Source organism: Arthrobacter sp. UYNi723 (genome assembly GCF_054057635.1).
The window spans coordinates 45795-69448 of the sequence record NZ_JBSRZM010000026.1 but is presented as its reverse complement, the minus strand read 5'-3'; the positions used below and the strand labels follow the sequence as shown (position 1 = coordinate 69448).

Here is a 23654-nt window from a genome sequence, read left to right as displayed (position 1 = left end):
CACACCGACACTGGCGCTCACCCACGCCAATCGGGATTCCGACCACGGCGCTCACCCGCACTACCTCTGGACCCCCTGAAGGCCAATATTCACCACGGGGGCATTCGTGGTTTGGATGTTGATTTCGGCGAAGGTGCAGGATCACCCTGTCTGATTCACAATCCCTTTGTGGAGGATTGCTGGGATCAATCACCTGCTGTGGAAGTTACCCGGTCCCTATCGTCATTTTTGGAAAGCGTCTGCCGAATCAGTTGGCGCCACATGCTTTGGGCGGCGCATCGCAATCGTGATGAGAATCAGAACCGGAACGATGATGCAGGCACCCTCTAGGAAGTAAAAGAATCCCCACCCAGAAGCAGAGGGTAGAGATGCGAGGAAAAAGAGGACGAGTCCGAGCACAGCAAACCCTGCTACTAAGGCCGCTAACTTCCTTCCGGGATGCTTCTTCCTCACAAGAACCAAAAATCCCGACGTTAGACTTCCCAATGACACGAGGAGGATGAAGAAGTAGAGGAAAGGGCCAACTGGGATCGGGGAAATGTCGTAGGCTGCGACCAGTGCCCAAAAGTTAAGTAGTTCCCAGCTGGACATGGCAAGTGAAGCCACTCCAGCGGACACCCAGTAGGCGTGCCGTCCATCCGTCAGCCCGGGGTCATCGTATTTCTGTGTGCTTCCGGTCGCTTTGACCACGTGAGGGCCGTGAGTTCCCTTGTCCTGGGAAACAGAGGCTGACGGCTTGGGTCGGTGCGTCGGAGCATAATCACCGGTCACCGGTGGCTTAGGGGCGTTTGCATAAGGATTTGAAGGTGACAACTACATAACCCCCCGCCGGATTAGAGACCTACACATGGCATTGAAGCTGTCGAACGATTCAATGGCCTTCAGCAGTGTTTCTGGGGCTTCAGCCCGGGCCCGGAGTGTCCACGATTCGACGCGCGCCCGAAGCTCATGCGGAAGTCGACCGTTTTCTGTACCGTCGTCTGAATTCGCTGGCCCGTAGAGAGCGAAGCGTTTAGCCAGCGACCACTGGCCGTATTCGGCCAGTTCCTCCACGCTGTTGAATCCTTGCCCATGCTGCATCGAGTCAATAACCTGGGCAACGTTGAAGAAATTGTCGAACGCCACGTAGGCGCCGTGCATAACCCCGCCCAGATCCCACCACGCCAAGATGTCTTGGTCCGTGACACCGTTCCGTTCCCATCGTTCCTTTTCGGCGACAAGGACCCCGTGCACGTAATTCGCCAGCTGAGAGTTCGGCGGTGGCATCCTGCCCAGCATCATCTCGCCCAAAGGCAAATTCATCGCCCGCAGTTGTGGCCCCGACGTCTTCAGTTCAGTCCGAATACAGTCCTCGACAGCTTCCCTGGCGTCTACCATTGGCATGCCGGTCTTCGATGCAAGAACTTCCGCAAAGTACGCCACGATCGAATTTTCATAGTCAGCACTTTGCGACATCTTCCCCCCAGGGCTCGATACTTCACCGGACCTGTCCAGTCCTTTTGATAAAGATTACTTGCAAGCGTCATCGCGGGGTTTTTGCGCAGTAGAGGTCACGATCACGCCCATGGCCCCTCGGGTGGCGAAAACCAGCCGCGGCTTCATCGTCGCAGGTTTCACGTCCTCAGGAGTCGCCTGCACTCGACTGGTTGAAGGGAATAAGTTCTTCAACTCAAGACCGCTCGATCTATCGTCCGACGTGCTCCTTCGTGAGCATCAACCCGAGCGCTGAGTTCTTCAATCTCATCAGCGTGCGGATGTCTTCACTCTTGGTCATCGTCGGCCTCGTCGGGACTAGCCTCCTTCATCAGCCAATGTGAGGCCCGCTGCTGCCAGCACGTCGCGGCATCACCCTCGACTGGGTCGGGGCTCACTCCCAGCCCCGTTCTGAGTGGTTCACCCGGCGATGGTACTGTCCCTCCTCCGTCGCATTTGCCGCGTCATCCTCACGGAAGTACCACCCGCGAACCGACCCCGAACCAATGCTCGCGACCAGCCATTCGGGCTTCGCGTCTCCCGTAAGTCCGGCGCTATCGGTGTAGACACCGTTGCGATCAGAGGGAGGGAGGCGCAGCGTCGCCGCGCGGACATTGATGATGCGGTGCACCTGCATACGCGAGAGCCCCGCAGCTTCCGCGATTTCCGTGACCTTCACACGATGTTCGTAGGCACGGATGATGGCTTCCTCAAGGTGAAGGGTTGCAGCCTGGACGGCCGAGCGGGCGTCATTTAGGTCGGTGAAGATCGTCATGCAAAGAGAGTAACATTAAGTTGCTGATGTAACTTAATAATTCATGAATGGGACGAATCACTCTCTTCGACGCGCGACCTCGCCGACAAGAAGAAGAGCCTTGCGTCCCCGCCCGTAAGCCGGTCCCCCTCCGGCCCAGCCGGGGGGACCGCTGCTTCACGAGGCCCTGTCATTCCGGGACCGGATGATTCCCGTATGACCCGTTATGCCGATGTCGGCATTACGGGTCATACGGGCTTCCCGACACAACCCCTCACTGAGGCGAGAAATTCGAGGGGGTGCGCCCTTCCATCGACCACTGTCCGGCGCCCACACGTCAAGACATCCAAAGGAAGTGGGACCGTGAGGGTCAGCCCGCGTGACCTCTTCCGCGCACCTACCTTGATTCGTCGCTCGTCGACGTAATTACTGTGACGCCTCCCGCTAGAAGTGGCATCAGGTCAGGGATAGCTTCGAGAATCAGTTCTCGTGTCTCTGGATCCGGCGTTGCTTCGGATACACGACGCCGAGCTTCAGCTTCAGAAGCCGGATGGATACGAAGTTTAGCCACGGACTTTTGACTCCTAGCTCGTCGGAGGCTCTCGACCGCGGTGTTCGCACGCTCCCGTTCGAGCAAGGTCTCGCGACGGACCACTCGTTCCTGCAGCCAGAGATCCCGTTCTTCCTTCCGGGCAAGGGTGAATAGAAAGGATAGTAGGTTAGAGCCGCGCTTACGTGCGACGAAGGCGGCGGCCGCACCAGCGGCGGCACCAGCGGCGGTCACGATGGATGGCACCATCTCGACCAGATCTATTTCCAGGGGACTTCCGTAATGCGAACGTCGTACTGCGAAGGTAGCTGAATCCGCAGCTGTAGCTACCAAGACATCTGTAGCCCCTGCAGAAGTCGAGTCTCCAAACCAGGCTGGTTCTAGCCGCGCACCAACTCTGGATGCAAGACGTGCTGCCACGGATACGGACATCGCATAGTCAGCCAGCAGCTGCGGATCAATCCCCTCAGGAAGTTCCATTCGGATACGGACTACACCTGTATTCAAACCTGCGTACTTGTCTCTTCTCCGCTCTTCGGGTGTTTTTCCGCCGAACCGCAGGGAGTAGGAGAACGGCAAGCCTCGGACATCGGTGGTTGCTGCACTGAGTCTTGCGCCGGTGAGTTCGGCCGAGTCGAGATTTGCCGCAGTAAGATCAGCGCCGCTGAGGTCTGCGCCGTGGAGGTCGGCGTTTGTTAGGTCTGCGCCGCGGAGGTCGGCGTTTGTTAGGTCTGCGCCGCGGAGGTCGGCGTTTGTTAGGTCTGCGCCGCTGAGGTTAGCTTCGCTGAAGTCAACGCCCGCTAGATTCAATCCATTCAGCTTTTTGTAGACCAGGCTCGCAAAGCTCAGGTCAGGCGCTTCCTGAGAGGCGGCCAACGCACTTCGGTACTGCTCCCACTTATCCGCGCCTGCTAGTAGTGCTACTCGGGCATCGCTGCTATTCATAGCAAGAGGCTAGCGGACTGCTTCACTTCAACGGGCCATCAGTCTTTGAATGCTCCGTAACGTCTAAGACGTTACTCGGGACATCCCCAGATCGCAGGCCATCGAAGCGGACTCACCCGTCTTCGACCACGCGGAAAGCGTTTCGATCTGACTTGACTCATGTAAGTTGCCAGCGGCGTAACCAGGTGGGGCTCGTCCATCGTTTGTAACCGAAACTACTACGGCGGATCTCGCGAGCTGGCCAAGAAGCGTCGCTGTGCTGACCTTCACTTTGAGGTTTGGTCCTGACAGCTTCCAGAGAATGACTCCACATCGATGAGACGCCTCATATCCCTAGGCTTGCGAGACAGCGACTCACGATCGTGCATTGCAACCCTCGGCTCGTAGAGGGTAGAAGGGCCACCTGATGAAGGGGTGGCCGCTTGCGTCCGGGAACTGGCGGCCGGGTCCTAACCCTTACTCATCGAGGGAAAGGTGGCCAAGATCAAGCTCGTCCGAATCCGAATAGGCCTGTGGCAGAAGGTGGGTAGCGACCGTCAGGGAGATGCGTCCTACCCGCAAGTTTGGTTGAAGTCGATCATTGATTCGCGACTCAATCCGGGTGAGCATTTCGTTCCACAGGCGTCGCAGAAGCGCATCTCGATCTAGCGCATCCGAATCGAAGGTCTCGACAAGATAGTCGGCAACGCGATCCGGGTCCTTCGCGAGAGTTTTTCCCAGAGCTCCTGGCGGTACATCCGGCAACCAGTCCGGGTCGACCAGGAAGATCACGGTGACAGAGGCGTCTTGCTCGGGGGAATACTCCTCGTCGGGCAGGACCCTGATCATGTCAACGGCGTCATCGAAGATTCGGCGGAGGGACTGGTGCCTTCCATTTGCAATTTTCTGGAGCGGCCTCAGGGCGGTAACCAGATCATCGGGAAGCGCTGGTCGAGAGAAGGGGCGTCCTAGTAGGTAGGCTAGCCTCCTTCGCTCAGACTCCTGCGGCATGCTCACCACCTCGGCATTGGCGGCTACGCTGCGGTCCACGGACGTCGCCTGACCAACGTCCGCAAAGGCCCATTCAGCCACCCATGGCACCGGCACGTACTTAGGTTGGGCAAGACTACTCGCAGACCTTTGCTGGCTCCCCTCAATCCGCACAATCGGCGCTACGAGAACAAGGGCATCCCCGCCTATCGTGCGACGTTCTTGAAGATCGCACGTTTGCGTCAAGAGCATGACCAATCCTGTTGCCGTGCGAGCAGGTATGACTGCCGATTTGGAAGGCCCGACGCTCTTGGGTGGTAACGCATCAACAACTTCCCTCGCAACCGGATGAACTGCATGCATCGTCGATGCGAGGAACGGAAGAGTGGGGACGCGACGAGGCGCTGCAGCGTCGCATGGTCACGTCCAGGGCGGCTCTGCCGGCGCTGGTGAAGGAGTTCCCGGCCGCGTTCGCTGCCTTCGATGTTCTGGCCGTCGCCGGGCAGGACGTCCGCGGTGTCCCGTTCGCCGGTCGCCGGCAGCTGCTCGAAGAATTGGCCCGGGAATGGGCCGCCCCGCTGGCCCTCTCCCCCACCACCACAGACCCGGAACTGGCAAAAACCTGGCTACGGGATCTTCCCGCCACCGGGATTGAAGGGTTGGTCTTCAAGGGAGGATCGCAGACTTATGACGCCTCGCGCTCCTGGTTGAAGTTGAAGCACAAGAACGTTCTGGACGTCGTGTGAACTCTCGCCATGTCGTGCGTGTTGCAAAGAGGATTCATGAGATCGGTCGTACTGTCGGTCCATGGTCGAATCTGGCGGCGGGACGTGGTGGCTGCACTTCGCACAGGACTCCGGCCCAGCACGGGATGACGGTCTCCTGGCCCGCGTTGGCCGGCAGGCTATGCGCCTCGACGCAGGACGCCCGTTCTTCCTGGATCGCGAGGGTGGTCCGCACGACGCGGGCAACGGGTTCTTTGCCAGCGGACGGATGCGGAATCTGGCGGCGGGAACGAACCGAAAGTACGCGTTTGCCCTTCGGACCTGGTTCAACTTCCTCCACCTGCGGGGCAAGGAGTGGACAGGGGCGTCCGATAGCGATCTATTCGACTATCGCTTCTGGAGGACCTCGGCATTGGATAATCCGCGTCGTATTTCCGGCGCGACATGGCAAGGCGATCTTGCCGCAATCCTTGCTTTCCACGACTGGGCAACAGACAGGCTAGGCGCCGACCGTCTCCTTCCGGCGGCTCAAAAGCAAGCGTGGGCAGGGAACCGGACTGCGGTGCGCGACCCCCGCGCCAGGGCCTCAGGGATCCGTGCAGCGGACGTCAAATGGCTCTCTCCGGGGGCGTTCCGCCTGTGGCGCGATGTGGGGATCCACGGAAGGGAGCCCGGCGGGGCGGAGAAGACGCGCTGGAGGCCGCGGTCCCAGACGCGGGATGCGGCATTCGTTGACGGCCTCTACGGGACCGGGCTGCGCATACAGGAGCTCGCCTCGATCTGCCTCATCGAACTCCCGGCCGACGGTGCCGCGAAAGCCTACGCCACGGCTCGCCTGGCGGGCAGCTGCGCAAAGGGCGGCCGGAGCCGACGATACTGGATGGGCCGCGAGTCGCTCGACGGCATGTGGAACTACGTCCAGACCGACCGGGCCGCCGCGATCCGCCGCGGCGTTGAGAGCGGCTTGTACGACAGCCGGGCCGGCCGGCGGATTGTCCAGGGGATAACCGACCGTGGCCTGGTGCGGATTGTGGAACCGGGTGGAAGTACTGTGCACGCGAACCTGAATGACCTGTCCCCGGCGGACCGGAGCCTGCTGTTCATCAAGGGACCGGACGGTCTTGAACCGCTGGCGCTGTGGCTGAACGAGGATGGCTCGCCGCGGGCGAAGCGCGCGTGGTACAAGTCGTTCGCCTTGGCCAACAAGCGTGTGCGCAAGGCCGGAATCGACCGGCTCGAATGCCATCCCCACATGCTCCGGCACAGCTTCGCGCTGAGGTGGTACGCCGTCGGCCGGCTGGTGTGGGAGCGTCGGCGGGCCGGGGCGGGGTCGGACCGTCTGGAGGACTTCCGGGAGCAGTTCGGCGACACATGGTCGCTGGTGCAGACGATGCTCGGGCATTTGGATGTGAACACGACCAGGAACATCTATCTCGAGCCTTTCATCGGACTGGATGTGGAGTTCCTCCTGGCGCACAGCGGCGATGAGCTCAGCCGGGACGGGGTCCTTGCATTCCTGCGCTCCGATCCACGGGTTCGTCTTCTCGATCCCGGAGAGGGCACGTGACGGGCGGCCGGCATCCCTGCCCCCGTCTGGCTACTCAACCCCTCAGACGCTCTTCCTAGACGGCGACGCTCCGGTGGTGCGGGTCTATCCGGAGCGGGGACGGGGCCCTCGTGACTTCCACTTCGGAAGGCTCGGGCTCTCCCCGGTCTTGGCCGGGGAACTGGCCGCCGGTTTCGCGCGCGCGACAGGCCCCGCGGGGACGAGGCGGACGATTCCGTCCGCCGATGGCCTCTTCGAAAACCTGCGTTCCTTCGCGAACCTCATCCGGGCCAGGCCCAGACCGGCCGCATGCGTGGCCGAGCTGCGGGCCGGATATGTCCTCGAGCTTCGGATGCTGGGCACCAGAGAAGGGAACGCCGTCGTGCTTGCCCTCAGGACGGTGCTTCGAGGCGTCGACGGGGTCCCGAACGAGTTCCGCGACGCCCTCTACACCCCGGTCCATGCGGCACAACCCCGCGCCGCCGTCCAGGCCTACACCGAGGCTGAGTTCCGCCAGATCCGGCGGGCGGTCAGGCGCATCGTCCGAGCGGCGGTGACGCGTGTCCGTGCCGCCCGGGCCGAGGCCGACCGATACCTGTCCGGGAACCCCCGGCCGGGCGAGGCCTGTTTCCGGGAAGGAACGAGGGCGGCGAAGCTGGCGTATGTCGCAGTTCACGGGGGCGTCCCACGACAACCGGGCGGCAAGGTGCGGTACTCGTCTTGCGCGGACCTGGTTTCCGAGCTGCACCCTCTGAGGCACGAAGCCGAGGCCATGGCAATCCTGATGATGTGCATGACGGGCCTGAACGCATCGACGGTACTGGGAATGACTGCTGAGCATTCCGTGTCGACAGCCCCCGGAGAGCTTCCTGCCCTGGTCACCCGTGGTAGCAAACCGCGACGCGGACCGCTGCGGTCCGAGATGGACCTGACCCTCTCCGCCGGGCGGAAACCGCTGGTGGACCGGGACGACTATGGCTCGGCCCACGGCGTTTACGAGATCGCACTCGAGCTCGGCCGTGACGCCAGACAGTACCTCGAGCATCCCGATCTGATCGTCTACCACTCCTTCAGTTATCAGTTGGGAACCCCCGGGCGTCTGGGCTACCGCACGCCGGCTGTGGGCCTGTTCGGACCGCTGGAGTGTTTTCCAGGCGGGAATGGTTTGTCCCAGCGCGTGGATTCCCGTCGGCTCCGGCGGACCTTCCTCGAGCTTCACCAGCGCCCGGTTGCCCAGGCCACCGCCACGCTCGCCTCTGTTTACCTCGTCCGTGACCGGACGTCGCTCAGTAGCTATCAGGACGTCGTGGCAGGAGCGCTAAAAGGCGAGGTCGAGAGGATCCGCGCCGAGAACCTGGACCGCACCCTTGGCGATGAAGACTGCCGCGCAGCCCTTGACAACCCGGCCCAGGTAGCGGAGAAATTCGGAGTCAGCGAGGAGATCCTTGGGAAAGTGCTCGCCGGGAGACTGGACACGGTCGGATCCGCCTGTGTGGACAACGAGCACAGCCCTTACAGCGAGCAGGGGAGGTCGTGCACTGCATCGTTTCTGCTTTGCCTCACCTGCCCGTGCTCGCGTTCCGAGCCCAGGCACGTGCCGGTCCAGGCCCTGATGCTCACCGAGCTCAGAGCCCGACGCACCGAGATAACGCCATCCGAATGGAACCGGCGTTTCACCTCGGCGGCCGCTCGGCTCGAAGACGTCCTTCAGCTCCAGCGCGCAGATGTCCAGGCGGAGGCCGAGCGAGCCTCCACCGAAGACGCCCGCCTTGTCCGAGCCCTCCTGGAAAATGAGTTGGAGATCCCATGAGCATCCACGCCATCGACACTGCCCGGCCGGCACCGGTGTCCGGCACCCCGGTCCTGCTCGGCCGACCGGTCCGGCCGGAGATCGACCCGGAGACGCTGTCACGGTTCGGCGATGACCGCTGGGACCTCACTGCCGGGATCTTCGAGGACCACAGCGACTCCACGAGCATCAACTTCAAACGGCTTCCGCAGCCATGGCGGAACGCGGTCAAAGGGTACCTATGGCAGCTGATCAACGAAGACAATCCGCGCGCGCTGCCATCCGCCCGCGCCGGAATCCGCTGCTCCCTGCGATCGGTGTCGTTCGTGAAGGGACCGATCGAGCGGCTCATCATCTGGGCTGCAGGACGGGGTCTGGAATCCTTCGCGGAGCTGGACGCCGCGCGCCTCGATGAATACCTGGCACACCTGGGCGACTCCGGAGTCTCCTACGGGTCCAGGCAGCATTCTGTCGCGGAAGTGCGGCGGCTGTGGGCCTATCGGGACGTGGTCCCTCCGCGGCTTGCGATGCCGGACGCCCCGCCTTGGGACGATGCGCCCGCCAGGGAGCTGCTGGGCGCACGCTCCGACGTCCAGCCGCACAACCGCATACCCCGGATCGGCGATGCAACGCTCGTCCCCCTGCTGGCATGGGCGATCCGGTTCGTCGAAGAGATCTCAGCGGACATCCGACCCAACTTCGGCGAGTTCCGCAGGACCATCGTGGGCGGACGCGAATACCGGCAGGCAGGTCTTCGGCTGTATGAGGCGGACCGCCAGCAGAAGCTGACGCAGGTCCTGGCGCAGCTGCGCGCGGCAGGCCTGGGGCTTCCCGGCCGCGTGCTGACCGACGGGTCACGCGAGATCAGATGGGCGCACCTCGCACGGCTGACTGGCACGCTAGGGGCGACGCACGCCAAGTATGACCGGTCAGTGATCGAAGCCTCGGGCCTTCAAATCGACGACAACGCCTACCTGACCCCCGGCTGCGCCGTGACCGTCGACGGAATCCCCTGGCACCCCGGGTCCATGAAGTACGACGACGCGCTCGGCTACGCCCGACTGCTCCATACCGCCTGCTACATCGTGATCGCCTACCTCTCGGGCATGCGGCCAGGAGAGGTCCTGACCCTCACGGCCGGATGCCTGCACCACGATCCCGAGCGGGACCTGTGGACACTCACCGGCACGCGGTGGAAGGGAGCAACCGGATCCCACGGCGGCAAGGCAGAAGAAGGCGCAACGCGTGAGAACCCGTGGGTCGTCCACCCCCTCGTCGCCCAAGCCGTCACCGTCGCTGAGGAACTCGGTGACGGACGCCTCCTCTTCCCCAAGAGCATCCGGCCCAAGGAAAACCACCCGAAGACCCGCAGGGTGTGGGTGCGGCCGGGCCAGGCCCGGACAGCCACGCAAGTCGCCGAGGACATCGCCTCGTTCGCGGAATGGGTCAACAGCTTCTGCCGCGAGAACCGCCGTCCGGACACCATCCCGAACGACCCCGACGGGCGCATCACCCCCAGCCGCTTCCGCCGAACCCTCGCCTGGCACATCGTGCGCCGGCCCCGCGGCCTGGTCGCGGCCGCGATCCAATACGGGCACATCAACGTCCACGTCACCCAGGGCTACGCCGGAAACTACACCTCGGGCTTCCCGGACGACCTCGCCTTCGAACAATGGCTCGAACGGATCGACCAAGCCACAGACCTCGAAGCGTACCTCAACACCGGAGGACACCTCAGCGGACCGGCCGCCGGCGAACTCGAACGACGCGTCCGGCGAACCGGCGAGAAATTCGCCGGCAAGGTCCTCCTCACCGGCCGCCAAGCCCGAAAGCTGCTCGAAGACCCCGTGCTCCAGGTCTACCCCGGACGCGCCCTGCACTGCGTCTTCGACCGTGCCAAAGCACGCTGCATCACGGCCACGGACGACGGCGGCCCGGTCCTGACCGGGTGCCAACCCGACTGCGCCAACATCGCCCGCACCGGCTCTGACATCGACGAACTCCGCGCCAGGCTCGCCCGCCTTCCGGACGACTCGCTGGCCCCTCAGATCCGTCACCAGCGCACCACCGCAATCAGAAAGTCCATCCAAAGCATCATCGAAACCCATCAGGAGGGCACACCATGACGACGCCGGAAAAGGAACAGATCCGCCACGCCCTCGAACGCGCCATGGACGACCTACTGGAAGGCCGCGTGCCCGGCCCCCTCACAGGCCTCCGCCTCGTCGAACTCGCCGGCGTCAAGCGCCACCGGCTCACCCACGACAACCGCGACCTGAACCTCGAATTCCAGGAACGGGCAACTGAGCTAAACCGGACAAAACCCGAGGTCGAGAGCCTGCGGAAGCTCCTGTCCGACGAAAGGGAGCGGAATACCAGGCTCACCGCTGCCAACCGTGACCTGGACAAACGGCTCAAAGCCTATGCGACCGGCCTCCTGGACGTGCTCGAGGAAAGAGACTCGCTCCGAGACAGCCTCTCCCGTCGAGAGATGGTCATTCCCATCCCCATGCCCAGTTAGCGCTGGCAAACACGCCGCCCCGCCGCAGATGGCGGTGTTTCGTTCGGATCGACCATGCTGTTAGGAATCTGGTTGGCGTCGCGCAGCTGCCCCACGGTCCAGGCCTGAACGGCGGTTCGAACTCCATCGTCACTCAGTCGTTCCAGCGCGCGCTCGGACAGGGCTGCGCGGGACCGGTGCTAGGCAGCGAGAAATGACCGCAGTACCGCAACCCAAGCATCGAAGGCATCGAGGTGCGCGTCGTGCGATGCTGCGGTGAGGTCCACGCGCCGGACGTCACGTCCGCGCTCCACGAACACTGACTTCTCATCGGCGGAGAACATTCCTTTTTCTCCGTACACGACAAGTGTCGGGGCACTCACGCTCTCCCACTCTGCCCAGCGCGGGATGATGAGTTCGTTCATTGCTTTGACCATCACATCCGGATCGAACCGTGGCCACAGGCCGTCGGCCCTTTCCTCCAAGTCGGCCACCCAGGCCCGCGGAAGCGGTCCGTCACCCAGGTGAGCGCGGGCGGCCTCGCGGTCCGGGAACGGCACGGGCCAGGAACGGAAGAAGTCCCCCATGGCCTCGTGGTCGACAGGGCTGCCTCCGCCGGGGCCGGATTCGAGCAACACCAGCTTCGATACAAGATCAGGCCGTGCCGCCGCAACGAGCATCGCCGTATGCCCACCCATCGACTGGCCTACCAGTATGACTGGAGCGCCCACCGCCGTTTCGATCACCTGTACGACGTCGGCCACGAAGGCCTCGCGGGAAAGGTCGCCTGTGATACGTGTGCTGCGCCCATGTCCGCGAAGGTCCACCAGAACCGTCCGGAATTCTGGCAAGGCCCCTGCCGTGGCCAAAAACTCCCGGGAGCTGCCCGCCAACCCATGCAGGATCACGACGGGCGGCCCGTCGCCACCGGTGTCGATACAGTGAATCCACTCGTCCGGTCCAACGTCGAGAACGAAGCTTCGGGGAGAGTCCATGTGCGCGTCCATCCCTTCACCGTAACGCCCCGCATACGGGTTCCCTGACCGCTCGGGTTTCGGTCTTGACCGAGGAACGCGGGGTATCGCGGACCGTCGACCCCCCTGTGGAGCGAGCCCAGGGCGGCATAGGTGCAGAAATATACGCTGCGCAGACAATGTCCCGCATGCCATCGTCCTAGCGGGCATCCGGATGCATTGCGAGGATGGCTTCGACCTCGCGGTGGACGCGGTCGTGGTTGAAGGACCGGAAACCAAGGCTGTCCGAGATACGCCTGCCAAGCCTGGCGAACAAGGCGATCGAAGCGCGCAGGGCGATGGCAGAGTCCGCAGCGTCGAAATGTCCCCAGCACTGTTCAAGCTCTTGCTGCACGTCGGCGTCCATCCATTGCCGCATGCGGGAGCCCAGGAAACGAACGTCGTAGTCGATACCGTGGCGCACGTGATGATCCCACTCGATGAAGGTCAGCAGTGATTCTTTCAGGTCTCTGTCTCGAATCTTGCTTGACCATGGTTCGTCTCTGACGATTGCCTTGGCGCACATCAGTGCGGCCGCGTACCCCCAGTTCAGGCGCTCCTCAAATGCCGCCTCGTCGGGCAACGACGTCTCCGCCGCTGCCAGGTGTAGTGAGCCGGAAAGACCGTCCTTGTCCACGAGGACGGTAAAAGGCCGCTCATAGCGGATGGTCTGCAGCGCGTCAGACCTGATGACGGTCAGGTCCAGCTTGCCGCCAATGTAGTACACCAAGCGGGCCGGATGCCAGCCAGGGATGGCCAAGCGTTCGACAACGAGCACGTCCCCGAGTTGATCCCACCAGGAATCATCTGCAAGGAGCGGCGCAGGGTCCGTGGCATAGATCTCGATATCGCGATCCGACAGCGGGTGCGTCTCATGTGCGGCGGCGGAACCAGTCATCACAAGCGCGCGCACGTTCTCGCTGCTCTGCGCCCATGCGGTCAGCGTCTCGATTGCCTTGTAGTAGTCCACGTCGCCAGCCTTCCACAGAGTACGGCGCCCAGCCGCGCCGGGCGCCCGTAAGCCGGTCCGGCTTCTGGGCTCGGTTCGTGCGGCAAACGGTCGTTCATTGGACGCTTCCCGTGACTTCAGCGCCCTCGGGTACGACGAATTTCCTCCAATGAAGTTGAACCCGGTGCCAGAGAGTGGCGGACCGAAAAAGCAATCGACTACCGAAACGCGCTTCCATGGCTCAGCCGAGCCACGACCGTGATCGACGCCCCATCTTGCGCCTAATAAGGTCTCGACTTCCATCGCGAACTCTGTAAATGGCATCTAGGGCGGGACTTATCGAGACCTCCAACGCACTATGAGATGAGTTGATGGACCGCAGCAAGTAACAACGGCGTGTCTTCCGTCAGCGACCTTATGGTGATGTGGGCTTCGTCGGGCTCGGGTGGCTCGAAGCTTTCTAAGTGCTTTGCCATAACTTCATCGATGACGTCATTGCGGTTCGCTAGTTCGCGGTTGTTCAGCAGACGCCTGCGTGTGATGTGCTCGGGGGTGTCTACGTAGACGAGTGCGAAGGCCGAGCTTGCGTCCGCTGCCAGGGAGCGCCAGTTATCGCGAAGGAAACGGGGCGAGCTTGTATCGTCCACCACGACGCGTCCGCCCCGTTCCAAGGCAGCGGAGACTCTACGGGTAGCTTCGTCATTGGTCCGGATCCATTCTTCGACGGGGATTCCTTGGCCGCCGAAGAGGCCGCGTTCCTCATTGATCGAATCCAGACTGACGATTTCCGCGTCAATCGAGACAGCAAGCTCCCGGGAGATTGTGGTCTTGCCGGAAAATGAACGGCCACACATCAAAACGAGGACTGCTCGTTTTCGCTTCGGGTCGATAATCATTGTCCGATTGTGCCAGTGAACGCACCCCTTACGTCAGCTGCGCCCTTGAGGTTTCCCTAAACGGACAATGGGACCACCGAGGTGAACTGCGAGTGCTCCGCTGCCGGGAAATGTGAGCTGCTAAAAGTCTCGGAGTTTGGCTGCTACCGCCCAATCAGGGCACGAACCGCCTGAGCCACACCTTTGGGGCTTCGTCCTCCTGTCGCCACCACATGTTCTTCGAGAGATAAAGCAGGCTTGGGCATCGGCTCTGGACTCATAGCACGGCTCAGCGGAAGTGGTCCGCCGGTGTCGTTGCCCGGTTTGCCAGCGGGCAACACGGCAGGGGGATCCGCGGCGCTGGGCGGCGTGCCAATTTGTATCTGATCCAGAAGACAAGACAAGACAAGACAAGTCGAGCGCTCGAGGGCTCCGGAGACCTCCAACAACAGCTTTGTGGTTACAGAACGTGTGTGCGGCCGTCATTGGCCCGATCGACATGCCCAGGGAGATCGTGGCAGGCCTTCCCATCGGAGGCAAGCTGCGTATCGTGGGCCGATCCGCACCACTGACCGCTACTGCCAGCAGGGCCTTGGCCCGCTGGTTGCGTCCGGCAGAGCCGGGCCATCCATGGCCGACAACGGTCAAAGGGACCACCCTCGACCGCTTCAACCGGGATGCATCCCCGGTAATGCTGACTCTCGTGGAACCGGTCGTCGTGGAAGTCGCCGCCGACACGGCATGGTCAGGCCTGTCGTTCAGGCACGCGCTCAGGTTCCAACGCGCTAGGCCCGAGCTGGATGCAGCGGAGGTAGAGATTCCGATCATTGGCTAAAATTCGGGCATGGAAGTTACCTTGACGGTTGAAGCCGACGACGGCTCTATAAGCCATCTCAGCGCAACAGCGGACAGCTATGAGGAAGCGCGCATAGCCGCCGAAGCGAAAATCCCGGAAGGCAGCCAGGCAATAGTCATTCGCTCCGCGCAGCAGGAAGGATGAATTGGATGGATCCAGCCGGAGCACTACCAGGGGCTCGGGCGAAAGTGCTTTAAGCAGTGAGCCAGTGCTTCCTGAAAACCGTCTACTTCGAACAATGTGGATCTGGCGTTGGCCCAGCGGGGGACCGATGCAACGTCAAAGATCCCGGGGGTATCCGTAGCATTAATGAGGCCGACTTGCGCGCCGTCGTTGCGGAAAACGAGCCATTCGCGCTCATCCTGGCGTTTTGCATACCCGGGGAAATTGGGGTTCGTTGACAATATGGACTCTTCTGAGTTTTCGTTCATGACTTCATGGTGATCCTGACCGGCCCAGCTCCCCGATTACAACACGCGGGGGCAACGGCGGCAGGCGCGGGCGTCAGGTGTCACCTTCCGAAGCCAGCTGTACAAGGACGCTCATGCTACAGTGCCACGGCCGTTCGGAGATGAGTGCTCGACCCCTATGCCATAACCTTTTCAAGCCGCTGCTTGCGCCCCTCCCAGTCAGGCATCACCAGACGCTGAAGTTCAAAGAACTGCCTCCCGTGGTTCGGGACCAGCAAGTGACACAGTTCGTGGGTGACCACGTAATCAATGCAATCCATTGGCGCGCGGATGAGATCCGGGTTCAACACGAGACTGCCGGCCGGTGATGTAGAGCCCCAACGAGTGGGCATACGTTGAAGCCTTAGCGATGTTGGTTGCACGGCGTGTGGATCCGGGAATCGCTGCCTATTCAGCTCCAAACGGCTGGGAAGTTGTACTTGTGCCCGCTTCCGGTACCACTCTTTGAGGTGCCTCTCAATGGTGCCGGTGTCGTGAAAGTCGACGCAACGCACTTCCAAAAACCCCCGAACCATCTTGACGCTTGGTGCGCACGACGCCGTGGGCGCACCCTTTCCCGCTTCAGGTGAGACAACCCGGATGCGGTACTGCCGGCCCAGGTAGAGGTGAGTCTCACCAGGGACGTAGATGCGCGGTGGTGTGTGTGGCCGAAACCCGGAGAAGGACGCCTGTTGCGCAAGGATCCATCGGGCTCGTTTCCGGACCCGGGCAGCGATGTCCTCCACAGCCGCGTTGCTTGGCGCAGTGACCCGAACCAACCCATCCGGCTCCACCGTTATCTCAAGCGTGGCGCGCTCCCGGCGCTCCAAGCGGTACTCAATAACCTGAGTTCCGTATTCAACCTGCCGCTGCTCCAACATCATTTCCTGAAGCGCGCCCTTGCTACCGTCAGGACTGCGTTTGTGAGGCTGTCCACCATGGGTTGTCTCATCTGGATGCCGCGACGTTCACCAAAGTCATAGAAAAAGTCATCAAGTTCCGTGGCGAGGGCATTCTGCTCATTTGGCTTGGTCCAAAAATTGACCACCATTCGGCGGCGAACCATGTCCACCGCTGTCTTTGCCGTGTCCGCTCTTTCGTCGTCGGGTACCTCCAGGAATTCTTGGATTGCCGACTCGAGAAAACTCTTGCCGAGCGCCCCGTAAATCGCGGCGGCATCGTCATCGTGCGTCACTGCGGTGGGAAGCGCCGCGCCGCGGTCACCGCTGGCCAGCTGTTCAGCTATTTCCCTGGCCCGGAGCAGGTACCTTTCACCGTCCCGACGACGGCGGTACTCGTCAATTGCCTGCTGCAGCAGCTCCGAGAACCGCGCGTAGAAGGCCGGGTCCTCGTCCATACGCTCGGTGATGGTCTTTCTGGTGGCGCTGACGATCCGGTCCGCCTTGGAGCCGGGAGTCGTGCCCTCTTCGTCCACAACGGCCTTCAGTGCAGCGGGATCGTTGATGTTAAGTTGTTCAATAATCGTCTCGGCTGGCAAGGCCGTCACATGATCATCGAGCAGGCGGCGAATGCGTGGTTCGTAGTCGCGAAGGTCAACTGTCTCCTGGTAGCGCATTTGCACCGACAGGCGGAGTTCGGCGAACTGGGAGTAGTCGCTCCGGTAGCGGTCAACATCGGCCTGGGCCATGACATCGAGTAGCTTGTCGCTCGACAGTGCCAAGTGAAGGGTCCGGCCGAAGGTCTTGAGCCGCTCATAGAATTCGTGCCGCAGCGGTTCATCAAACAGATACTGCTCCAACGCCTCCATGTCGTCTTTCCTGGCGATAGCGTTGAACAGATCCCATACGTGGCTCCACCGTCCCGGGAGCAGGCGAATCTGTTCGCGGATGTCCACTACAGCCCCTGCGATCTCCTCGGAATCAAAGTCACCGAGTGCACTGTAGGATGTGAGCGCCTCATCCAGCTCGCCGAGGAGGCCCTCGTAGTCCACCACGTAGCCGAACTGTTTCTCGGCTTTCTCATCGGAAAAAAGCCTGTTGACGCGGGCCACTGCCTGGAGCAAGGTATGTTCCCGCAGCGGTTTGCAGAGGTACAGGACGGTATTGCGGGGGGCATCGAAGCCGGTAAGTAGCTTGGACACCACAATGATGATCTCGGGCCCGCCTGAGCCCTTGAACTGTTTGATGAGTTGCTCGTTGTAGTTGGCCTCGGTGCCATAGCGGGCCATTTGCGATTTCCAGAAGCGTTGCACGCTTTCCCTGGATTCGGCATCCACTTCTTCGCGGTCTTCCGCTTCATCGGGCGGGGAGATGATCACCTCGCTGGTGACGTGGCGGATCTCGTCGAGTTCGTGCTTGAAGCGGATCGCCGCGGCCTTGTTGGGCGCCACCAACTGCGCCTTGAATCCACTGCCCTGCCAGCTTTGCCGGTAGTGCTCGGAGATGTCGAAGGCTTTGGCGCGGATGGCCTGGGCTGTCTTTCCGAGGACGTCGGCGCGGCTGAACTTCCGCTTGAGGTCGCGTTTTTGTTCGTCCGTCAGCCCGGCGCTAATTTTCTCGAACCAGGCGTCAATCACACCGGCGGTGATTTGCTGCTCCACCAGGCGACCCTCGTACAGGATGGGCACCACGGAGCGGTCCCGTACTGCTTCGTCAATGGTGTAGCTGTGGATGATACCGCCAAAGGTGTTCGCGGTGTTCCGCTCCCGTTTGAGAAGCGGCGTTCCAGTGAACCCCAAATAGCAGGCGTTTGGCAGCACGCGGCGCATCGCAACGTGAAACTGGCCGTAGCCGCCATAGCGGCCCGTCTGGCTGCGGTGACTTTCATCGACCAGGACAAAGATGTCGCGGGACTCGTCGCGACCTTCGCGGCTGGCCGCGCCGTCGAACTTGTTGATGAGAGTGGTGATCAGGGGTGCATGGCCACGCACCAGTTCGCCGAGATGTTTGCCGCTCTTTGCACGGACAGGGTCCAGCTCGCAGGCGAGGAAGGTGTCACGGATCTGTTTGTCCAGATCATCGCGATCCGTGACGATGATGATCCGCGGGTTGGTTACCCGGGGGTCCAGAGCCAGGGCTTTACCGAGCATCACCATGGTGAGTGATTTGCCCGATCCTTGAGTGTGCCAGATGACGCCGCCGTTGCGGCGTTCTTCCGGGCCGGCAGCCAGCACGCGTTCCACGGTTTTGCGCACGGCGAAGTATTGCTGGTGCCTGGCGATCTTGCGGACGCCGGCGTCGAATACGGTGAAGCGGCGGACAAGGTCCAGTAACCGTTCGGGGCGGCAGAGTGCGTAGAGAAGCCGGTCCTGTTCGCTAACGGTCCGCTCAGCTATGAGCGGCCGGATGTCTGCGTCGGTGTCCTCGGCGTCATGCCAGCTGGCCCAGAACTTCCGCGGCGTTCCAACCGTGGCATACGTCGCCTCCTGGCGGTTTGCTGAGATCAGCAGTTGGGCATAGTGGAACAGTTGCGGGATACGGTCGCTGTTTTGGTAATTGATCAGCTGGCTGCCGGCCTTTTTGAGTTGCTCCGTGGGCCGCTTGTTTTCGATGATGATAAACGGAATGCCGTTCACATAACCGACGACGTCGAGCCGCTGCGTGGCGCTGCTTCCGGTGCGTTCTACGCGCATTTCAGTTGTGACGTGGAAGACGTTGTTGGCAGGGGTATGCCAGTCTACGTAGCGGAGTGAATAGCTCTTGCTGTCGCCGCCCACGGTCTTGGTGATGGTGGTGCCGAGGATAAGGCGGTCGTAAACTTCCAGGCTGGCTGCCTGCGGTCCCTTGGCCTGTTCCAGCCCCGGACCGAGGCGACGCACGGCCTCTTCCGCGTCCGCTACGTCAAAGGGGTACTGGCGTTTCTTGTGAGTGAACTGGTTGATCTGGAGGATCTGAGCAGTGAGGATTCCGGTGAACAGCACATTGCTCCGCCTGCCGCCGCGTTCTTTTAATGCTTCGGCTGGCGTGAGCTGGGTGAACCCCAGCGCTTCCAGCAGCTGCACGGCCGGGGCCTGCGACTGGCTCAGTTCGGAAGCGTCGAAGGTTTCGTCAGCGTCAGTCATCATCTGGTCTCCCTGGCTCGATCTCAACAGCCACATTCACACGCAGCTGCCCTGTGAGTAGTTTCTGCATGAGTCCGCGTTTCTGTGTGCGGAGGAGCTCGGCCTTGCGCTGCAGCAGTTCGATCTTTCGAGCTCCCATGTTCAAGGCATCCGCGGCGCCATCCTGCGTAGCCCGATTCGGAACGGGAACCTTGACGCCGAAGAAGTCGTCAGCGTTGAGATTCAGCAGGCCGTTCCCTCGAACTCCAGATGTGATCCTTTGAGCTAACTGCCGGTTGAGTGCCCCTGAAGCGAAGAAATGCTCGTAGTAGTTGCTGTTCAGGTCCGCTCCCAGACGGAACGAGTAGTAGACATTCGGCACCAACGCAGAAACTGCCTTGAGTGCGTAGATGCACCCTTGCGGATAGGTAAGCGAGTTGCCCTTGTTGTACGCGAATTCGCCACGCCGAAGCAGCGTATAGTTTGCGAGGCTCGCCCCAGCCATATCCCTGCGATACTTGTCAGCCTGCGCCACAAACCCCGTCTTAGCCGAGATAGCCATGACAGTGTGCGATGACCCATCAGATTTCGTCGTGATGCGCGTCGACACCTCGCTCAATGGGACTTCGTGGCCGCAGGAAACGAAGAGTCGGCGACGCAGCGCGCCAAATGACTGGGTCTCGGCCCGAACCAACGTTTCTGCACGCTCTATCGCTTCATCCCAGGCGCGGAGAATTTCGGCGATCTTTCGCTGCTCCGGAAGGGGTGGGACAGGTACACAGACATCGCGAAGGGATCCGATTGAAATCTCACGCAGGGTGCTTCCCCTGCTGGCGGCCGAGATACTCCGCTTCACCTGGGGAGCTTGCAGTGCGTAATGGATGAATTGAGGATCATGGCGGCCCTTCGGCCGTACTCTCGCGACTCCACGCGAGATATTCGCGCCCTCGAGAGCGAGAGGAACGATCGCAGACGCGCCGATGTCGCCGCGCAGAGACAGGATCAGATCATCAGCTTGGAGTGAAGACCGTTGATATGCAGCAGCTATTTTCAACGCAGTCCGGTCCAGCGACCCCATTTCAAGGGGGCGGCCAATATCCCGGGTCTGAACGAAAGGAACACCGTCCACATCATGCTGTCCGGGCTGAACTATCCCGTAAACGATTGGGGCTGTAGAGATGGCCGACATTGGGATATACGGCCAATCAAGCGATGTCATTGTTCCTCATCTTCTTTGCGAGAAAGGCTCTCACTCCCGGCAAAGTCAGGCTGATCCACGGTGAAAGCCTCTACGTTCCGTTTGGCGTCCAACTCTGAGTCCCTGTCCTCGGCGAGCTGCGCCTGAGTCACCCAGGCGGAGCCATCCACTGCCGGCAGTTGCACGTGAGCAAGACCGTCTTCACTCGTGTAGCCCACAAGTTCGCCCGACGACCTGCCTTGTTCAGTCATCGAGGCCCAGCTCCTTCAGATAGCCGGTCATGCGGGCACGGACTTCCACCAGCTCGGCTTCAATCTGCTCGATTTCACGCTGTACGGCGGCCACGTCAATTTCCGTCTCGGCCTCGAAAGTGTCGATATAGCGAGGGATGTTGAGGTTGAAATCGTTCTCGCTGATTTCATCACGGGGCACGAGGCGTGAGTACCGCTCTGCCTCGGTTCGGGCGCGGTACGTCTCAACGATCCGCTCAATGTGTTCCTCGTCCAGCAGGCTCTGTGCCTTGGCCGGGGTAAAGTCCCGGCTGGCATCAACGAACAGGACGTCGTCGCGACCCTCGTTGGCTCCGCCCTTTTCGCGTGAACGGTCGAAGATCAGGATGGCTACGGGAATGCCGGTCGTGGTGAACAGATTCGCCGGCAACCCGACCACCGTGTCCAGCAGGTTCTCTTCGATCAGCGACTTTCTGATGCGCCCTTCGGAACCGCCGCGGAACAACACGCCATGCGGAACAATCACCGCAACCCGGCCCATCTGCCGTCGTGCTGATTCGATCATGTGCGAGATAAAGGCGTAGTCGCCCTTGCTCTTGGGCGGGACACCGCGCCAGAACCGGGCCCACCGGTCCGACTCTGCAAGCTCGGCGCCCCACTTGTCCAGGGAGAACGGCGGATTGGCCACCACCACGTCGAACTGTTTAAGCTGATCGCCCTCCAACAACTTAGGGTCATTCAGGGTATCGCCCCACTCGATATGCGCACTGTCATTGGCGTGCATAAACATATTCATGCGGGCCAGCGCCCACGTGGAGCCGTTGACCTCCTGGCCAAAAAGCTCATAGTTGTTGCTGCCCACCTGGGCAGCAGTCTGGATGAGTAGCGAGCCCGATCCACACGCTGGATCGTAGATGCTGCTTGCCTCCTGGGGCGCAGCAAGACGGGCCAACAGCTCAGACACCGACCGCGGTGTGTAGAATTCCCCCGCCTTCTTGCCAGCGTCCGAGGCGAACCGCGAGATCAGGTAGATGTAGGTTTCGCCGATGATGTCATCGCTCACCCTCGAAGGGCGGAGGTCCAGTTCTGGCTTGGCGAAGTCCTCCAGCAGGTTCCTCAGGCGCCGGTTGCGGTCCTTGGGCTGTCCCAGGTTCGCCTCCGAGTTGAAGTCAATGTTCCGGAAAACACCCGCCAGCTTTGCCCGGTTGTCCTCCTCGATTGCTTCCAGCGCAACGTTGATCAGCTCGCCGATGTTGTCGGCGTTCCGGTTGGCGTACAGGTGGTTGAACGTTGACGTCTTATGCAGCGGAAATCGCTCGCGCTTCAGCAGTGACTCCACCCGCTCAGGATTGCCCTCAAACTGCTTCTGGTATTTCTCCTCATGTTCAGTCCAGACGTCGGAGATGTACTTCACGAACAGCATCACCAGGATGTAGTCCTTGTACTGCGTGGCATCAACCACGCCACGGAAGGTGTCACAGGCGGCCCAAGCGGCATTGTTGATCTGGTCCTGGGTGACCTGGTCCTTTACCCCGTTTGAGAGGCGGGGGCTTTGCTGCTCGGTCATTTGCGGCCTGCTTTCATATGGGTCTGCCCCGAAAGGGCAGCGGCGATCAATTGGGCTTGTCGAAGCATGTGCTGACACTCCGCCAGGCGGTGCATTAGCTGCGCTTCGCGGGTGGCGAGGTGTGCGGCGTCGGCTATGAGACGCTGTTGCGCAAGCGGCGGCAGCTGCAGGGGGGCTGATTCAAGCGTCGCCTTAGACACCATCTGGATGCTCTGCCCCTGTGCGGCGCGCCGCAGATGCGTCTGCGCATCCGGCTGGTTTAGCCACCATGCGAGGAAATCCGGATCGTAAATGTCGGTGCTCGGCCGGATGATGAACAGTGGCAGGACAGCAACGGCCGGCTCCGGCAAATCGTCCGGGACGGCCCATGCGATCGTCGCATGGCCCCGCGAGCGAAGGAGGACATCGCCGCGGGAGACCAAATAGCGGGGATGCGGGGAGGGGATCCGGGCCATGCCGCGCACCTCCAGGTCGCTGCCAATAGAGAGGTCTGCCATCTGAATTGCCAACACCCCACCGGGGCTCGCCTCAAGGCGTTCTCGGACGGTTAGTCCAGAGCTGATCCGTGCCACGTCAGCCAGAAGCATAATTTCCCTTCAGTATTCTAACTACTGAACGAGTATACACTTTATTTTCTGTAGCTCGTCTACTGACAGATGTTAAAGTTTCCTCGTCCTATTCCATGAACAGATGAGAGCCTTCCAGCCTTGTCCCAGTTCCTTGACGAGGAGTTCTTCGACACCGGTTTCTGACAGCCCTGCATCAGGCCCATCTCAGTGCTGACGAGGGCAAGACTGGCGCGCAGCTGGAGGAAGGCGCCCGGCCCCAGCCGGGAGATGCGCGAGGAAATTGCAAGCGTGTAGATTTCCTACAACAGAAGACTGGGGGCGTTCTTTTTAACGAATGTGCACCACTCGCCGTAGCTCCGAGATGGCCGCGGCGACATTTGAACAGGTGATCTGCCGGGGCGGTGTCCCGGTGAAGGATCCCTCACCGGGCTCGGGTGGTCATCTCACAACAGCTAGCTGCGGGAAGCAGTGAGCAGCCTGATGGCGGCAAGCTCCAACTTCGCCAAGTCTGACTTGATCGCATTTATCTCTTGGTAGGCGGAAACCCGATCGTCCTCACTGCCCCTGCTACTGGAATGAAGGCTTCTCTGCACTAACGTCGTGCTTGCTTACTACTCCTCTGCACACCAAGGGAGGTAGCGGAGTGGATGCAGAATCTACACACGATCGTGAGCCCGGCACGTTGACCATGCCAGAT

At 61.4% G+C, this 23654-nt stretch carries 21 protein-coding genes; 6 read left to right on the top strand and 15 right to left on the bottom strand.

Annotated elements, in window-relative coordinates; translation table 11 throughout:
- Positions 1-222 precede the first annotated feature (222 nt).
- The 5 genes from ACVWY0_RS17870 to ACVWY0_RS17850 all read right to left on the bottom strand — a co-directional run bounded on the left by ACVWY0_RS17870 (position 223) and on the right by ACVWY0_RS17850 (position 4751).
- Positions 223-690, bottom strand: coding sequence for a hypothetical protein (locus ACVWY0_RS17870; protein WP_485837860.1), 468 nt, complete (start codon positions 688-690; stop codon positions 223-225).
- Positions 691-813: 123 nt separating this feature from the next.
- Positions 814-1422: a hypothetical protein gene (locus tag ACVWY0_RS17865; protein ID WP_485837859.1), complete on the bottom strand. Its 609-nt coding sequence runs from the start codon at positions 1420-1422 to the stop codon at positions 814-816.
- A gap of 445 nt (positions 1423-1867) precedes the next feature.
- Positions 1868-2248 (bottom strand): hypothetical protein, encoded by a 381-nt coding sequence (locus tag ACVWY0_RS17860; RefSeq protein ID WP_485837858.1) that lies wholly within the window; start codon positions 2246-2248, stop codon positions 1868-1870.
- Between the two features lie 376 nt (positions 2249-2624).
- Positions 2625-3722: a pentapeptide repeat-containing protein gene (locus ACVWY0_RS17855; protein ID WP_485837857.1), complete on the bottom strand. Its 1098-nt coding sequence runs from the start codon at positions 3720-3722 to the stop codon at positions 2625-2627.
- 456 nt (positions 3723-4178) lie between these two features.
- On the bottom strand, positions 4179-4751 hold the full coding sequence (locus ACVWY0_RS17850; protein WP_485837856.1) for a hypothetical protein: 573 nt from the start codon (positions 4749-4751) through the stop codon (positions 4179-4181).
- Positions 4752-5059: 308 nt separating this feature from the next.
- On the opposite strand from ACVWY0_RS17850, the gene ACVWY0_RS17845 reads away from it, so the two are divergent.
- From ACVWY0_RS17845 to ACVWY0_RS17825, 5 genes are all read left to right on the top strand, one after another.
- Positions 5060-5437 (top strand): ATP-dependent DNA ligase, encoded by a 378-nt coding sequence (locus tag ACVWY0_RS17845; protein ID WP_485837855.1) that lies wholly within the window; start codon positions 5060-5062, stop codon positions 5435-5437.
- Between the two features lie 61 nt (positions 5438-5498).
- Positions 5499-6983: a tyrosine-type recombinase/integrase gene (locus ACVWY0_RS17840; RefSeq protein ID WP_485837854.1), complete on the top strand. Its 1485-nt coding sequence runs from the start codon at positions 5499-5501 to the stop codon at positions 6981-6983.
- A gap of 292 nt (positions 6984-7275) precedes the next feature.
- Positions 7276-8772, top strand: a complete 1497-nt coding sequence (locus ACVWY0_RS17835) for a hypothetical protein (RefSeq protein WP_485837853.1) — start codon at positions 7276-7278, stop codon at positions 8770-8772.
- The gene (locus ACVWY0_RS17830; RefSeq protein ID WP_485837852.1) at positions 8769-10877 is read left to right on the top strand and encodes a hypothetical protein; all 2109 of its coding nucleotides are present in this window, start codon (positions 8769-8771) and stop codon (positions 10875-10877) included. Before ACVWY0_RS17835 ends, ACVWY0_RS17830 begins: the two co-directional genes overlap by 4 nt.
- Positions 10874-11272, top strand: coding sequence for a hypothetical protein (locus ACVWY0_RS17825; RefSeq protein ID WP_485837851.1), 399 nt, complete (start codon positions 10874-10876; stop codon positions 11270-11272). The genes ACVWY0_RS17830 and ACVWY0_RS17825 overlap by 4 nt, the downstream gene beginning before the upstream one ends.
- 179 nt (positions 11273-11451) lie before the next feature.
- Here ACVWY0_RS17825 and ACVWY0_RS17820 read toward each other — a convergent pair whose 3' ends face one another.
- From ACVWY0_RS17820 to ACVWY0_RS17810, 3 genes are all read right to left on the bottom strand, one after another.
- Positions 11452-12246, bottom strand: a complete 795-nt coding sequence (locus tag ACVWY0_RS17820) for an alpha/beta fold hydrolase (protein ID WP_485837850.1) — start codon at positions 12244-12246, stop codon at positions 11452-11454.
- 178 nt (positions 12247-12424) lie between these two features.
- Complete coding sequence (locus ACVWY0_RS17815; protein WP_485837849.1) at positions 12425-13234, bottom strand: aminoglycoside 6-adenylyltransferase; 810 nt, start codon at positions 13232-13234, stop codon at positions 12425-12427.
- A gap of 335 nt (positions 13235-13569) precedes the next feature.
- Positions 13570-14109 carry a P-loop nucleotide/nucleoside kinase family protein gene (locus tag ACVWY0_RS17810; RefSeq protein WP_485837848.1) on the bottom strand — a complete coding sequence of 180 codons (540 nt, stop codon included), beginning with the start codon at positions 14107-14109 and terminating at the stop codon, positions 13570-13572.
- 823 nt (positions 14110-14932) lie between these two features.
- Between ACVWY0_RS17810 and ACVWY0_RS17805 the strand changes: the two genes are divergently transcribed.
- Positions 14933-15088 (top strand): hypothetical protein, encoded by a 156-nt coding sequence (locus ACVWY0_RS17805; protein ID WP_485837847.1) that lies wholly within the window; start codon positions 14933-14935, stop codon positions 15086-15088.
- 23 nt (positions 15089-15111) lie between these two features.
- On the opposite strand, the gene ACVWY0_RS17800 is transcribed toward ACVWY0_RS17805, so the two are convergent.
- From ACVWY0_RS17800 to ACVWY0_RS17770, 7 genes are all read right to left on the bottom strand, one after another.
- Positions 15112-15375: a hypothetical protein gene (locus ACVWY0_RS17800; RefSeq protein ID WP_485837846.1), complete on the bottom strand. Its 264-nt coding sequence runs from the start codon at positions 15373-15375 to the stop codon at positions 15112-15114.
- 155 nt (positions 15376-15530) lie between these two features.
- The gene (locus ACVWY0_RS17795) at positions 15531-16274 is read right to left on the bottom strand and encodes a M48 family metallopeptidase (protein WP_485837862.1); all 744 of its coding nucleotides are present in this window, start codon (positions 16272-16274) and stop codon (positions 15531-15533) included.
- Complete coding sequence (locus ACVWY0_RS17790) at positions 16274-19417, bottom strand: type I restriction endonuclease subunit R (protein WP_485837845.1); 3144 nt, start codon at positions 19415-19417, stop codon at positions 16274-16276. Before ACVWY0_RS17790 ends, ACVWY0_RS17795 begins: the two co-directional genes overlap by 1 nt.
- On the bottom strand, positions 19407-20612 hold the full coding sequence (locus ACVWY0_RS17785) for a restriction endonuclease subunit S (RefSeq protein WP_485837844.1): 1206 nt from the start codon (positions 20610-20612) through the stop codon (positions 19407-19409). Before ACVWY0_RS17785 ends, ACVWY0_RS17790 begins: the two co-directional genes overlap by 11 nt.
- A complete protein-coding gene (locus tag ACVWY0_RS17780; protein ID WP_485837843.1) occupies positions 20609-20842 on the bottom strand; it encodes a virulence RhuM family protein in 234 nt (77 codons plus the stop codon). Before ACVWY0_RS17780 ends, ACVWY0_RS17785 begins: the two co-directional genes overlap by 4 nt.
- Positions 20835-22388: a type I restriction-modification system subunit M gene (locus ACVWY0_RS17775; RefSeq protein ID WP_485837842.1), complete on the bottom strand. Its 1554-nt coding sequence runs from the start codon at positions 22386-22388 to the stop codon at positions 20835-20837. The genes ACVWY0_RS17780 and ACVWY0_RS17775 overlap by 8 nt, the downstream gene beginning before the upstream one ends.
- Positions 22385-22885 (bottom strand): restriction endonuclease subunit S domain-containing protein, encoded by a 501-nt coding sequence (locus ACVWY0_RS17770; protein WP_485837841.1) that lies wholly within the window; start codon positions 22883-22885, stop codon positions 22385-22387. The genes ACVWY0_RS17775 and ACVWY0_RS17770 overlap by 4 nt, the downstream gene beginning before the upstream one ends.
- Positions 22886-23654: the final 769 nt, after the last annotated feature.